This is a genomic window from Pseudomonas sp. CFSAN084952 (assembly GCF_009648855.1).
Taxonomy (GTDB): domain Bacteria; phylum Pseudomonadota; class Gammaproteobacteria; order Pseudomonadales; family Pseudomonadaceae; genus Aquipseudomonas; species Aquipseudomonas paracarnis.
Genome location: NZ_CP045767.1, coordinates 3,705,523 through 3,718,644, shown reverse-complemented (window position 1 = coordinate 3,718,644; position 13,122 = coordinate 3,705,523). Strand labels below are relative to the sequence as shown.

The following is a 13,122-nucleotide window of genomic DNA, read 5'->3' as shown; positions in this document are numbered from 1 at the left end:
GCGGTTAGAACTTGTAGGTCATGCCCAAGCCGAAACCGTTGGCGCTGTTTTCATACTTGGCGTTGTAGCTGGCCAATTGGTTGGAGCGTGAAATCTTGACGTCCTCTTCCTTCAGGTAGGAGTAGGCCAGGTCGATGGTCATGTTATCCATGACCTGGTAGCCCAGGCCCAGGCTGAAGATAGTACGGTCGCCGGTCGGGATGCGCGGTGAGCGATCCGTGTTGTTGGTAGGCGACTGGTCGAATGTCAGGCCGGTACGCAGTACCACTTGCTTGGTGAGCTGGTACGAAGTACCCACGGCGTAGGCCCAGGTGTCGTGCCAGTTCTGGTCTTCCTTGATTGTGCTGACCAGGCCTGGGGCAAGCGCGCCGCCAGTAGCGCCGCTGACGCCTTCGTTCTTGACGGTGATGTCTTTGAGGCGGCTCCAGCGTGTCCAGGTTGCACCGGCGTAGAGTTTCCACGCGTCGGTCAGGTCTTGAGTGACGGACAGGTCGTAGGACTCAGGTGTGTCGATTTTCAGCGAGGCGTCATAGCGGTTGCTGCGCAGGAACGGCGAGGTCGCGGTCGGTGCGGTGACTTCGGTGTGGCCGTCCAGCTTGTAGCTGACCTTGGAGTGGTAGGTCAGGCCGACACGGGTGGTATCGGTGGCCTGGACCAGTACGCCGATGTTGAAGCCCAGCGCGGTGTCGTCACCCTTGATCTTGATATTGGTGTCTGGCGCGCGAGGGTTCAGCGTCAGGTCCGATTCCAGGGTGCCGGCGATGCGGTTGATGGTCGGGCCAAAACCCACGGAAACGCGGTCGTTGAAGGCGTAGCTGACAGTCGGTTGCAAGGTGATGACTTTCACTTCGCTCTTGCTGCCAAAGCCACGGCCCTGGAAGCCGCTTTCGTAGTCGGTCACCAGGCCGAACGGCGCATAGACGCCGAAGCCGACAGCCCACTGGTCGTTAAGTTTATTGGTGTAGAAACCGAAAGGCACGGCGGTGAAAGGCACCATATCGCCTTTGTTGCTGCCAGCGGAGCGGCCGCTGACATTGCTGATATCGGTGGAGGCATCAATGGCTGCAACGCCACCGGTGATCTGTTGGCCTTCCAGACGTGCCATACCGGCAGGGTTACCGAACACAGTACTCGCATCATCGGCAGAAGAAGAGCGACCTGCGAAACCGGTACCCATCCCGCTCACGCTCTGTTCGTTGAGCGCAAAGCCGCTGGCGAACAGTTGGGAGGATGCCATGGCAACGGCGAGGCTAAGTGTGGTCTTGAGCATTACTTTTTTCATTATTAGAACTCCGTGTGATCACCGCTGCGGAAAGTATCAATAAATTTCACATCGCGCTATAGGCTGTAATGCGGGAGATAGAGCGTTTTTGTAGGACAATCAGACCAAAATCGCCGTTTTTTGGCGAATCTTGCAATTTGCCCGGTCAGCAAGCTGCCTGTTTCATTGGGATTACACAGGTTTGCCAGGCTTGGGTGAAATCTCGCAGGCGGCCCTGAGGGTGGAATATTTCTTTCCAGATACGCGCCATGGCCAGTACATCGCCGGGCGCGGGCAGGGCAGGACGATGTTGTTCCACCAGCAACCAGGCGATCGCGGTGGCGTAGCGCAGGTTTACCGTCAGCTCCAACTGGGGCGCGCTGAGGAACGCATGTTGGCTGGCCAGCCCGCGCACCAGGCTGGCGCGTTCCGGGTCCAGCGCCAGGTAGTTATCCCAGAGGGCGCGGTGGCGTGGTTCGGTGATGCTATAGAGGCCATGGCCGCGGCGGTCATGCAGCGCCGAGCCCAGTTCTGACTGGCTGGCGGCAATGCCCAGCAGCAGGGATTCGGCTGTCGAGCTGTGGCGGCCGAGGTACATCAGCGTCGGCCTGATCACATAACGACACAATTCACTGGCGGCAATACCCATACGAGCCTCAGTCCTTGCAAAGAGTGGACGAGCCTGAGAGGGGGGGCTTGGCAGCGGTGAATCGGATCTCAGGCCCGTCGTAAGCGGATCACGCCGCTTGAGTTGAAGTGTAGTGTCATATTCACGATGTAAAGGACTGTTTTTAAAACATCTTCTGCAACTGGTTATAACGTTTATATCCATTTGTACTTAGCCCGGCGAACTCAGGGCCAAATTCCAGGCAATAAAAAACCCTGTTATTCAAACAGGGTTTTTGAGGTTTCAGCGACGCGGGTCGATCAGGCAGTCAGTGCCTGACGGGTACGATCGATCACGGCCTGCAGCGGTTCTGCGCTGGAGTATTGATCGGGGTACAGGCGTTCGCTGTGACGAGCGATGCCGTGTTCGTTGACCAGGGTGAAGCTGAAGCAGCCTTTGCGAGCGGCCATGATCAGGCAGTTCATTGGGGCAAAAGCGTTGGTGAGGGTGCGAATGGCATCCTGAGTGTGGATTTGAGCGTTCATATTATTGGTGTTCCTACAAATGACACGGATAAGAACCGTGCAACGTTAAAACGTTCCAGTAACGCTGATCACCATTGATCAAACGAAGAACCCGACTGGAACAAAGCAGCCAGTTTGAAGCGCAATTAAATTTGGCGCGCTTGGGCTGGCAGGTAGGTACTTAGGAGGGCAGGCAACACAACAAGGGCAAAGGTTCTGGGCCCAGGGTGGAGATCCTGATCAATTTGCAGGTTGGTTCGGTCAGAGTATTGGAACTTCGCGCCACCCTTTGCTTGTTCAAAGGCAGTGTCGTCGCAAGGAATACCTGGAAACCATCGAGGTGGCCGATCCCATGTGGTTCAGGGGACGTGTTCGACCAGAATTGACTTTCAGCTTGGTACTAACGCCGCGGATAGTAACGGATTGAAACAGGGAAGGGAAGGCCGATTGCAAAAAAACTTCGTTCAGCCGCCGAGTAACTCGCAATAGACCAGCACGGTCATGGATGCGGCCAAGGCACAGCCCAGACCGTAGGCGGCGAGCGTCAGCCGCAAGGACTGGCCGGTCTCGATCATGCGGATCACATCGCCCATGTCGTTAATTCTGCCATCACTGAGTTCGATGCACAGAATCACGGCGGTAAAGGCGGCCGATAGCAGGATAGCAATAGCAAACAGTGCGCCGTCCGGCGAGGGGAGCGCGGCATTGATCCCAAGCGAGGTCGCGCAGATGGCCAGCAGCAGCCCGGCGAATAACAGAATTCCTTTCATCGGCCCTACTGGTTTGCATTGGCGGTGGCGCAGTGTGGCGAGCCGAGGCAGATTTGAAAAGCCCTCGGGTTTGCGCGCTTAGTAACATGTTTAACCGGTGTTGAATCAAAAAACGCCGACGATATAACCAGCCGATCGGGACTTGTGCACATTTGTGGCCAAGGGTGTAACCCTGCTGCCACGGGTGTGCAAGTGCGCCCATTTGCCTGTAATCAAAATTTAAGTCAATGAAAAATCTCGCTTTTTTTTATTGGTGAAAAAATCGTCAGTTTGACCGCGGCCCCCGTTCCATGGGGCTTTGCGCCTGTTCAAGGGGGGTTGTCCACTGAGTTATCCACAGCTTCTGTGGATTGTCCCGAGCGCTTGCTCTAGGACGGGCGTGCACGGTTTTTTCAGCTTTACCTGTACGAAAAAAAGAGTAGAGTGGCGCGCCTTCCGTTCTGCCCCACAGTGCTTTATGAAGTTTCGCTCAGTATCACCTTCTGTTACCGACACGCCCCAAACTGTTACCGCGCCCAAGCGTTTTTCCTTGAAGGTTGCTTTGTGGCTGCTCGACAGCCCGCGCCTGGGGCAGAGCAACAATATCAAGCATCTCGCCGGACGCTTGCTCAAGCAGCCCGCCCGCGAAGGCGTGGTGGCCGCTCAGAGCCGTCTTGGCCAACTGATGTGCCGCGAGTGCGGAAATGCCCGTGACCGGCGCATCGGCCACGATTTGTTGCGTTCGGCTGCTCGCGCCGGCGACCGTCGCGCCCAGCGCGAACTGGGGCAGGTCGAAGACTGAGCTGTCCTCCGGCCTTAGGCTTGGTTACCCTTGATCTTTTTCGGTGATGGCAGAAATGGCTATGGTGTTTGACTGGACCAGTATCGCCTTGGGTCTTGTGGGCGCAGCCGTGCCGCTACTGGCGCTGTGCTGGCAACTCCAGCGGCGCCTGACCGCACGCACCACCGGCTGGGAGTTGCTGGAGGAGCGCCTGGCGACCGCACAACTGGCCCAGGAAGGGCTCGCCGCGCAACTGGACGCCAGTCGCGATGAGATCAGTGACCTCAGCCAGGCCAATGCCGCCAAACAAGCCGACCTGGCGGCGCTGCGCCGTGAAGTCGAGCTGTTGCAGATCGACCGCGATAACGCCCGCGATGCCGCGCACGCCTGGAACCTCGACCGTAGCGCCAAGGAAACCGAACTGCGTCGCCTCGACGCCTTGGCCGCGGCCTTGAGCGCCGAATTGCGTGAGCAGCAAGAGAGTCATCAGCAACGCCTCACCGACCTGCAAGGCTCACGAGACGAACTGCGTGCGCAATTTGCCGAGCTGGCCGGCAAGATCTTCGACGAGCGTGAGCAACGCTTCGCCGAAACCAGTCAGGAGCGCCTGGGCCAACTTCTGGACCCGCTCAAGGAACGTATCCAGTCCTTCGAGAAGCGTGTCGAAGAAAGCTATCAGAACGAAGCCCGTGAGCGCTTTTCCCTCGCCAAAGAGCTTGAGCGCCTACAGCAATTGAACCTGCGTCTGTCGGACGAAGCCACTAACCTGACCCGCGCTCTCAAGGGCCAGAAAACCCAGGGTAACTGGGGTGAGCTGATTCTTGAACGAGTGCTGGAACACGCGGGCCTGGAGAAGGGCCGTGAGTACCAAACCCAGGTCAGCCTCAAAGGCCCGGATGGCGAGCGTTTCCAGCCCGATGTGCTGATCATGTTGCCGGGCGACAAGCAGGTGGTGGTCGACTCCAAGGTCAGCTTGACCGCCTATCAACAGTACGTGGCGGCGGATGACGAGGTGATTGGCCAGGCCGCGTTGAAGCAACACGTGCTGTCCCTGCGTAATCATGTCAAAGGCTTGGCCGGCAAGGACTACAAGCGCCTGGAGGGTTTGCACAGCCTGGATTTCGTCCTGCTGTTCGTACCGATCGAGGCTGCCTTTTCTGCGGCATTGCAGGCCGAGCCCAACCTGTTCCAGGAAGCCTTCGACCGCCATATCGTAATCGTCAGTCCCACGACCTTGCTCGCCACCCTGCGCGTGATCGACAGCCTGTGGAAGCAGGAGCGCCAGAGCCAGAACGCGCGGGAAATTGCCGAGCGTGCCGGCTGGCTGTATGACAAGTTCGTGCTGTTTATCCAGGACCTGGACGAAGTGGGCAACCGGCTACAACAGTTGGACAAGGCCTACAGCGCGGCGCGCAACAAGCTGACGGATGGGCGTGGGAACCTGGTCAGCCGTACCGAGCAGCTAAGGTTGCTCGGCGCCCGCGCCAGTAAGAGCTTGCCGGCGGATCTGCTGGAGCGGGCGATGACCGATTCGGATGGCGTGGCGCATCTCCCGGAATAATAGATAGGGGTCTAAATTGCTCCCACAAATAGCTCGAATACAGCCCCGTTACAGGGGCAAATGCCTGCTCAACAGCGCCCGCAACGCCGCCGGCTTCACCGGTTTGGCCAAGTAATCCAACCCCGCCCCGTGCACCTCGGCCACCATCTCCGGTCGCCCATCGGCACTGATCACCACACCGGGAATCGGCTCGGCCAGTTGCGCACGCAGCCAGCCCATCAACTCGGTACCGGTTTCGCCGTGGTCCAGGTGGTAATCCACCAACGCCAGTTGCGGGCGGATACCGTCGGCCAGCAGTGCCGCGCATTCGGCCTGGTTGGCGGCCGTCCAGACTTCACAGCCCCAGCGCGTTAGCAGGCTGCGCATGCCGATCAGGATGCTGTCTTCGTTATCCACGCATAGCACCCGTGCGCCACTCAAGGGCAGGCCGGTTTCTGTGGGCGGCTTGGGTTGCACGCTGGCCTGGTTGCGGGCCAGCGGCACGCACACGCTGAAGACGCTGCCTTTGCCCGGCCAGGAGCGCACGCTCAGGCGATGGCCCAGCACGCGGCACAGACCGTCGGCAATCGCCAGGCCCAGGCCCAGGCCCTTTTCGGCACGGGTCTGGTGGCTGTCCAGGCGCTTGAACTCTTCGAAGATCACCTTTTGTTTATCCGGCGCAATGCCAGGGCCGCGGTCCCAGACCTCCAGGCAGAGTTCGCCCTTGCGGCGACGTACGCCTAGCAGCACCGGGCCGTCGGCATAACGGAAGGCATTGGTCAGAAAGTTCTGCAAAATTCGCCGTAAAAGTTTGATATCGCTGTCGACCCGCAAACGGCTGCCGCGCCAGCGGAAGCGCAAGTGTTGATCCTGGGCCAGCGCCTTGAATTCTGCACCCAGGGTGTCGAACAGCTCGTTGAGGACAAAGGGTTGGCGTTGTGGGTTGATCTTGCCGTTTTCCAGGCGCGAAATATCCAGCAAATCACTGATCAAGTCTTCAGCCGAGCGCAGCGAGCTGTCCAGGTGCTGCACCAATTGCCGTGCCTCACTGGACAGGCCATCGGTCTGGTGGGAGAGGGCGGCGGAAAACAGCCGCGCAGCGTTCAGCGGTTGCATCAGGTCATGGCTCACGGCCGCCAGGAACCGCGTCTTCGACTGGCTGGCGGATTCGGCCACGCCCTTGGCGTCGGTGAGGGCCACGTTCAGTTGCGACAGTTCATGGGTGCGCTCGGTCACCCGCTGCTCCAGGCCCTCGTTGGCTTCGGTCAGTGCTTGTTCGGCTTCGCGGAAGGCGGTGATGTCGGTGAAGCTCATGACAAACCCGCCGCCGGGCATCGGGTTGCCGATCAACTCGATCACCCGGCCATTGGGGAACAAGCGCTCGGAGGTGTGCGCACGCCCCTGGCGCATCCAGTGCAGGCGACGCGCCACGTGCACTTGCGCTTCGCCAGGGCCACACAGGCCGCGCTCGGCGTTGTAGCGAATGATGTCTGCAATGGGCCGGCCGACGCTGATCAAGCCGTCCGGGTAGTTGAACAGTTCCAGGTAACGCCGGTTCCAGGCCACCAGCTTGAGCGACTGGTCCACCACGCTGATGCCCTGGGTGATGTTCTCGATGGCGCCTTGCAGTAGGGCGCGGTTGAACTGCAGCACTTCCGAGGCTTCGTCGGCGATACGGACCACGTCCTCCAGTTGCATTTCCCGCCCTTCGATTGCCGCTTTCACCACCGCCCGCGTCGAGGAGGCCCCGAGTACGCCGGCCAGCAAGCGTTCGGTGTGGGCGATCCAATCGTTATCGGCATTCTGGTTGGGGTTGAAGCCTTTGCCTTGGCGGTAGGCGAAGCGAATAAAGCTCTGCTGGGCCCGTTCTTCCCCGACGAAGCGCGCCGCGAGGCTGAGCAGGTCGCTGATCTGCACCGACAGCATGGAGCGCGCACTCGCACGCTGGTTGATTTCCTGGCCGATAAAACGGCCTGCCTGCCAGTGCTCGGAAACCCGTGTGCGCGACAGCATCGACACCCACACGAAGAGGGTGAAATTCCCCGCCAGGGAGAACACGGTGCCCAAGGTCAGCGACGTGACCGACAGCCCGAACGGGTGGGAATGCATCCAGGTCAGGCCGGGGAAAAGGCTGAGCGACCAGCCCAGACTTTTCGCCGTCACTGGCAAGACCAAGGTGTAGAACCACAGGAAGGTACCGGCGGCCAAACCGGCAAACACCCCACGCCGGTTGGCCTGCTTCCAATAGAGTGCGCCGAGCATCGCTGGGGCCAGTTGGGTCACAGCGGCAAAGGCGATCTGGCCGATGGTCGCCAGGCTGGCAGTGGAGCCCAGCAAGCGGTAGCTCACGTACGCCAGCAGCAGGATGATCACAATGCTCACCCGGCGAACCGACAGCATCCAGTGGCGAAAGACTTCGAATGGCCGCTCGGCGCTGGATCGGCGCAACAGCCACGGCAGCAGCATATCGTTGGAGACCATCGTCGACAGTGCAATGCTCGCCACGATCACCATGCCAGTGGCCGCTGATGCACCGCCAATGAATGCCAGCACGGCGAGGGCAGGATGGGCCTCGGCCATTGGCAGGCTGATCACATAGGAGTCCGGCAGCACCGAGCTGGGCAACAGCATCTTGCCGCCCAAGGCGATGGGCACCACGAACAGTGCCGCGAGGATCAAATAAGCCGGGAACACCCACTTGGCCAGGCGCAAATCCTGGGGGTCGATGTTCTCCACCACCGTCACATGAAATTGTCGCGGCAGGCAGATGATCGCCATCATGGCGACGCCGGTCTGTACCACCATCGAAGGCCAGTTGATGGTCTCTTTCCAGTATTCCTCCAGGCGCGGGGCGAGCATGGCCTGGCTGAACAGATCGCCGAAACCGTCGTACAAGCCGTAGGTGACAAACGCACCGACGGCGAGAAAAGCGAACAGCTTGACCAGCGACTCAAACGCAATCGCCAGCACCATGCCGCGGTGGTGTTCGGTGGCGTCGAGGTTGCGTGTGCCGAACACGATGGTAAACAGCGCCAGCACCAGCGACACGATCAAGGCCGTGTCCTGGGCGCGGGTGCCGGTGGTGTCGGGGCCGGCGCCGATCAGCAGGTTCACGCCCAGCACGATGCCTTTGAGCTGCAGCGCGATATAGGGCAGCACGCCCACCAGGCAAATAAGTGCCACCACCACCGCCAGGGACTGGGACTTGCCGTAGCGGGCAGCGATAAAGTCGGCGATGGAGGTAATGTTTTCCTGCTTGCTGATCAGGATCATTTTCTGCAACACCCAGGGTGCCAGCACCAGCAACAGCACAGGTCCCAGGTAGATCGGCAAGAATGCCCACAGTTGTTCGGCGGCTTGGCCTACGGCGCCGAAGAAGGTCCAACTGGTGCAGTACACCGCCAGTGACAGGCTATACACCCAGGCACGCACGCGCGGTGGCAGCGGCGCATGGCGGCGGTCACCGTAAAAGGCGATGGCAAACATAGTGGCCATATAGGCCAGGGCAACGGCGGCGATCAGCCCGCTGGACAGCGTCATGGTAACTCCGAGCATAAGAACACCCGGGCATTCCAGGCCCGGTTGGACAGTCTCGCATGATGCCTGGTGTTAGTCAGTGTCGACCAAGGTCGTGTGGGATCGAATGTCGCAGGTGGCGCTCAGCGTGGCGGCAGGGTTTTCTGGCGCAGGATGTAGATCGTCACCAGCACCGCACTGGTCAGCATAAAGCCCCGTGCCCATGGCAGCGGCACCAGGTAGCAGGAAATCGAGATGCTCAACCACATCAAGCCAATGGCGTAGACCTTGCCTTTGAGCGGGATGCCATTGCCGTCCAGGTAATCGCGCACCCAGGGCCCCAGGCGCGGGTGTTCCACCAGCCAGTGGTAGAAGCGCGGGGAGCTGCGAGCGAAACAGGCGGCGGCGAGTAACAGGAAGGGCGTGGTCGGCAGCACAGGTAGGAAAATGCCGATGACTCCCAGCGCTACGCTTAGCCAGCCGATGGCCAGCAGCGCGTAGCGCAGGAGCAGTGGACGGTTGCCCATGGGTGCCACGGGCAAGCGACTCAGTGGTGACGTGGCTTGAGGATCGCCGGTTTTTCGTCAGGCGCGTTGCACAGCAGGTACAGCGCGGTGAGGGCTTCCGGGATCTGCACGATCATGTCGTCCATCAGGTTGGCGTCGGCGGCGATGTCGGAGAACTCTGCTTCCTCTTCGAACAGGCCTGAGCCGACCATGATCGGCAGCAGCATTTCGCTGACTTCTTCTTCGGCGGTTTCGAACCAGGCGGCTTCGCGCAGGAACACGCCTTCCATGAAGCCGATGCACCAGCCGCGCAGGTCGGAGTCATCAGGGTCGTCGCCCAGGTCCAGCTCGCACGGCAGCTCGAACTCTTCGTCGGAGGCCAGTTGGCGGGCGATGTGGGCCTTGAGGGCGACCAGGGTGGATTCGATTTCTGCGCGCTGGGCGTCGTCGCTGTAGTGAGGCTCTTCAGCGAACAGCGCGTCGATCCATTCACGGTCCGGAACGGGGTCGGAGCAGATCGACAGGGCGGTCAGGTAGCCGTGGGCGGCCACGTAGTCCAGCGCCTCGTCATGCAGCTCATCGGCGTCGAGGAAGGCTTGCAGGCGGGTTAGTTGCTCAGCGAAGGACATTGAAGGGCTACCTTGGGAATAAACGATGCTGAATTCTAGGCTTTCTTGAGCGCCCAGGCCAGCCGCACGGCATATTTGCCCGGTTTTAGCCTGGTGCGTCTATTCGTCAGTCGCGCCCTTTGGTGGATAACGCTCGGGTATACTGCCGCGTTTTGTGATGCCCCTACAGGCCCAGCGCCAATCCGGGAAAACTTCGCTTACGGATTATTTTTCGTGAACGGGGATTTTTTCGGCCAGCCTGTATAGAGGGATTTCGGCACCATTTTGGAGTTTTACATGCTCGAGCAGGCTCAACGCGTCCTCAAGGACATCTTCGGCTACGACAGTTTTCGTGGCCGCCAGGGTGCGATCATTGAGCGCGTGGCCAGTGGCGGCGATGCCCTGGTACTGATGCCTACCGGTGGCGGCAAGTCGCTGTGCTTCCAGGTGCCGGCGCTGTTGCGCAATGGCCTGGCCGTGGTGGTGTCGCCGCTGATTGCGTTGATGGACGATCAGGTCGCCACCCTTGAAGAACTCGGTGTCGCCGCCGCGTCGTTGAACTCCACCCTCAGCGCCGAGCAGCAGCGCGACCTGGCCGCACGCATCAAACGTGGCGAGGTGAAAATGCTCTACCTGGCGCCGGAGCGCCTGGTGCAGCCACGCATGCTGGCTTTTTTGCAGAGCCTGGAAATCGCCCTGTTCGCCATTGACGAAGCCCACTGTGTGTCGCAATGGGGTCACGATTTCCGTCGCGAATACCTGCAGCTTGGCCAATTGGCCGAACTGTTTCCCGATGTGCCGCGTATCGCGCTGACCGCCACCGCCGACAAGCGGACCCGCGAAGAGATCGTCGAGCGCCTGCATTTGCAGAACGCCGAGCGCTTCCTGTCGAGTTTTGACCGGCCCAATATTTTCTACCGCATCGTGCCCAAGGAGCAGCCACGTAAGCAGTTGCTGGCGTTCCTGTCCGAGCGGCGCAGTGACGCGGGCATCGTGTACTGCCTGTCGCGCAAGAAAGTCGACGAGGTCGCGGCGTTCCTCTGTGAACAAGGCTACCCGGCACTGCCTTACCATGCCGGCCTGCCCAATGAAACGCGATCAGCGCACCAGAAACGCTTCCTGAACGAGGAAGGCCTGATCATGGTGGCAACCATCGCCTTTGGCATGGGCATCGACAAATCCAACGTGCGTTTCGTGGCGCACATGGACCTGCCCAAGTCCCTTGAGGCCTATTACCAGGAAACCGGGCGTGCCGGCCGCGATGGCCTGCCGGCGGATGCCTGGATGGTCTACGGACTGCAAGACGTGGTGATGCTCAAGCAGATGCTGCAGAACTCCGAGGGCGACGAGCGCCACAAACGCCTGGAACAGCACAAGCTCGATGCCATGCTCTCGTTGTGCGAAGAGACCCGCTGCCGCCGCCAGACCCTGCTGGCGTATTTCGACGAAGACATGCCTGAACCCTGCGGCCACTGCGATAACTGCATCGACGGCGTACAAACCTGGGACGCCACCGAGCCGGCGCGCCAGGCGTTGTCGACGATCTATCGCACCGGCCAGCGTTATGGTGTGGGCCATCTGGTGGACGTACTGCTGGGCAAGGACAATGAAAAAATCCGCAGCTTCGGCCACGAGAAACTCTCGGTGTACGGTGTCGGCAAAGCTCGCGCCGAAGGTGAGTGGCGTTCGCTGTTTCGCCAGATGGTTGCCCGTGGGCTGGTCGACATCGATATCGAAGGCTACGGCGGGCTGCGCCTGAATGACAGTTGCCGGCCCTTGCTCAAGGGCGAAGTGAGCCTGGAACTGCGCCGTGACCTCAAGCCGCAGACCACCGCCAAAAGCAGCAGTACTAGCCAGGCCAGCCAACTGGTGCGGGGTGAAGAACGCGAACAGTGGGAAGCCTTGCGCACCCTGCGGCGCAAACTGGCGCAGGAGCACAGCGTGCCACCCTACGTTATCTTTCCCGACTCCACCTTGCTGGAGATGCTCCGCGAGCAGCCCACCACCATGGCCGAGATGGCCCGGGTCAGCGGTGTGGGCGCGCGTAAACTGGAACGCTACGGCCAGGCCTTCCTGGAAGTGCTCGGCGGCCAGGCCGAAGCGCCGAAGGAAATCGCCGATATTCGCCACGAACTGATCAGCCTGGCCCGCGCCGGCATGACCCCGATCCAGATCGCCGGCCAGCTGCAATGCTCGGAAAAAAACGTATACACCTTGCTCGCCGAAGCCATCGGCAAGCAGCAATTGTCCCTGGAGCAGGCCCTTGATTTGCCTGAGGATTTGCTCGGTGAAATCCAGGACGCTTTTCTCGATGGAGAAGGCGAATTGCCAGCTGTCACGGAGATTGCGCCGTTATTTACCGGGCGTGTTCCGGAAGGCGTTTTGTACTGCGTGCGTGCTGCTTTGCAGTCGGAATTCGAAATTTAGTGTGCCAATTACGACAATGTAACGAATCAGTACATAGCGGGCCTTGCCTACTGACAGGGCTCATGCTTAGCTGACTAATAATTAGCCATACTTTATTTTCAGTCTTAAACATGAGTTTTTTATGCCGTTAACCGATCAACACCGTTTTGGCATGCAGTTGGCGCAAATGTCCCGAGGTTGGCGCGCCGAACTGGATCGCCGGCTGGCGGGGCTGGGCTTGTCCCAGGCGCGCTGGCTGGTGCTGCTGCACCTGGCCCGTTTTGTCGAAGCACCCACCCAGCGTGAATTGGCCCAGAGTGTCGGCGTAGAAGGGCCCACCCTGGCCCGTCTGCTCGATAGCCTGGAAGGCCAGGGCCTGGTGCAACGCCAAGCCGTGGTGGAAGACCGCCGCGCCAAACGTATCCTGCTGTGCGATACCGCCCAACCGCTGATCGACCAGATCGAAACCATCGCCACGGCGTTGCGCCATGAGTTGTTCGTGGGCGTGAATGAGGAAGACCTGCGGGTGTGCATGCGGGTGCATGAGCACATCCTGGCGAACCTGGAAAAGTCCTGATCTAAATAGTGTGGGAGCTGGCTTGCCTGCGATGACGGACATTCAGT

The 13,122-nt window shown here is 60.2% G+C and carries 11 protein-coding genes; 4 read left to right on the top strand and 7 right to left on the bottom strand.

What is annotated here, in order from left to right; translation table 11 throughout:
• Positions 1–4: 4 nt before the first annotated feature.
• From GH769_RS16815 to GH769_RS16800, 4 genes are all read right to left on the bottom strand, one after another.
• Positions 5–1,282, bottom strand: coding sequence for an OmpP1/FadL family transporter (locus GH769_RS16815; protein ID WP_003193026.1), 1,278 nt, complete (start codon positions 1,280–1,282; stop codon positions 5–7).
• Between the two features lie 145 nt (positions 1,283–1,427).
• Positions 1,428–1,910: a hypothetical protein gene (locus GH769_RS16810; protein WP_032903131.1), complete on the bottom strand. Its 483-nt coding sequence runs from the start codon at positions 1,908–1,910 to the stop codon at positions 1,428–1,430.
• 278 nt (positions 1,911–2,188) lie between these two features.
• Entirely contained in the window at positions 2,189–2,413 is a 225-nt protein-coding gene (locus tag GH769_RS16805) for a hypothetical protein (protein ID WP_003193022.1), read from the bottom strand.
• Positions 2,414–2,856: 443 nt separating this feature from the next.
• Complete coding sequence (locus tag GH769_RS16800) at positions 2,857–3,162, bottom strand: hypothetical protein (RefSeq protein WP_014719378.1); 306 nt, start codon at positions 3,160–3,162, stop codon at positions 2,857–2,859.
• Between the two features lie 457 nt (positions 3,163–3,619).
• Here GH769_RS16800 and GH769_RS16795 point away from each other — a divergent pair, with 457 nt between their 5' ends.
• Both GH769_RS16795 and rmuC read left to right on the top strand, forming a co-directional pair.
• Positions 3,620–3,943, top strand: coding sequence for a hypothetical protein (locus GH769_RS16795; protein WP_014719377.1), 324 nt, complete (start codon positions 3,620–3,622; stop codon positions 3,941–3,943).
• Between the two features lie 175 nt (positions 3,944–4,118).
• Positions 4,119–5,483 carry a DNA recombination protein RmuC gene (gene rmuC, locus GH769_RS16790; RefSeq protein ID WP_169918249.1) on the top strand — a complete coding sequence of 455 codons (1,365 nt, stop codon included), beginning with the start codon at positions 4,119–4,121 and terminating at the stop codon, positions 5,481–5,483.
• A gap of 48 nt (positions 5,484–5,531) precedes the next feature.
• On the opposite strand, the gene GH769_RS16785 is transcribed toward rmuC, so the two are convergent.
• From GH769_RS16785 to GH769_RS16775, 3 genes are all read right to left on the bottom strand, one after another.
• Positions 5,532–9,002 (bottom strand): PAS domain-containing hybrid sensor histidine kinase/response regulator, encoded by a 3,471-nt coding sequence (locus GH769_RS16785; RefSeq protein WP_019818415.1) that lies wholly within the window; start codon positions 9,000–9,002, stop codon positions 5,532–5,534.
• A 119-nt stretch (positions 9,003–9,121) separates the two neighbouring features.
• The gene (locus GH769_RS16780; protein ID WP_019818414.1) at positions 9,122–9,505 is read right to left on the bottom strand and encodes a YbaN family protein; all 384 of its coding nucleotides are present in this window, start codon (positions 9,503–9,505) and stop codon (positions 9,122–9,124) included.
• A 20-nt stretch (positions 9,506–9,525) separates the two neighbouring features.
• On the bottom strand, positions 9,526–10,113 hold the full coding sequence (locus GH769_RS16775; protein ID WP_003193011.1) for a YecA family protein: 588 nt from the start codon (positions 10,111–10,113) through the stop codon (positions 9,526–9,528).
• Positions 10,114–10,389: 276 nt separating this feature from the next.
• On the opposite strand from GH769_RS16775, the gene recQ reads away from it, so the two are divergent.
• Together recQ and GH769_RS16765 are read left to right on the top strand one after the other, a co-directional pair.
• Positions 10,390–12,519 carry a DNA helicase RecQ gene (gene recQ, locus GH769_RS16770; protein WP_014719373.1) on the top strand — a complete coding sequence of 710 codons (2,130 nt, stop codon included), beginning with the start codon at positions 10,390–10,392 and terminating at the stop codon, positions 12,517–12,519.
• 121 nt (positions 12,520–12,640) lie between these two features.
• Complete coding sequence (locus GH769_RS16765; RefSeq protein ID WP_003193007.1) at positions 12,641–13,075, top strand: MarR family transcriptional regulator; 435 nt, start codon at positions 12,641–12,643, stop codon at positions 13,073–13,075.
• Positions 13,076–13,122: the final 47 nt, after the last annotated feature.

What these genes read in the sequence shown, in the direction of transcription:
- GH769_RS16815 (WP_003193026.1), bottom strand. Translation starts at nt 1,282, where the DNA reads ATGAAAAAAGTAATGCTCAAGACCACACTTAGCCTCGCCGTTGCCATG.
- GH769_RS16810 (WP_032903131.1), bottom strand. Translation starts at nt 1,910, where the DNA reads ATGGGTATTGCCGCCAGTGAATTGTGTCGTTATGTGATCAGGCCGACG.
- GH769_RS16805 (WP_003193022.1), bottom strand. Translation starts at nt 2,413, where the DNA reads ATGAACGCTCAAATCCACACTCAGGATGCCATTCGCACCCTCACCAAC.
- GH769_RS16800 (WP_014719378.1), bottom strand. Translation starts at nt 3,162, where the DNA reads ATGAAAGGAATTCTGTTATTCGCCGGGCTGCTGCTGGCCATCTGCGCG.
- GH769_RS16795 (WP_014719377.1), top strand. Translation starts at nt 3,620, where the DNA reads ATGAAGTTTCGCTCAGTATCACCTTCTGTTACCGACACGCCCCAAACT.
- GH769_RS16785 (WP_019818415.1), bottom strand. Translation starts at nt 9,002, where the DNA reads ATGACGCTGTCCAGCGGGCTGATCGCCGCCGTTGCCCTGGCCTATATG.
- GH769_RS16780 (WP_019818414.1), bottom strand. Translation starts at nt 9,505, where the DNA reads ATGGGCAACCGTCCACTGCTCCTGCGCTACGCGCTGCTGGCCATCGGC.
- GH769_RS16775 (WP_003193011.1), bottom strand. Translation starts at nt 10,113, where the DNA reads ATGTCCTTCGCTGAGCAACTAACCCGCCTGCAAGCCTTCCTCGACGCC.
- recQ (WP_014719373.1), top strand. Translation starts at nt 10,390, where the DNA reads ATGCTCGAGCAGGCTCAACGCGTCCTCAAGGACATCTTCGGCTACGAC.
- GH769_RS16765 (WP_003193007.1), top strand. Translation starts at nt 12,641, where the DNA reads ATGCCGTTAACCGATCAACACCGTTTTGGCATGCAGTTGGCGCAAATG.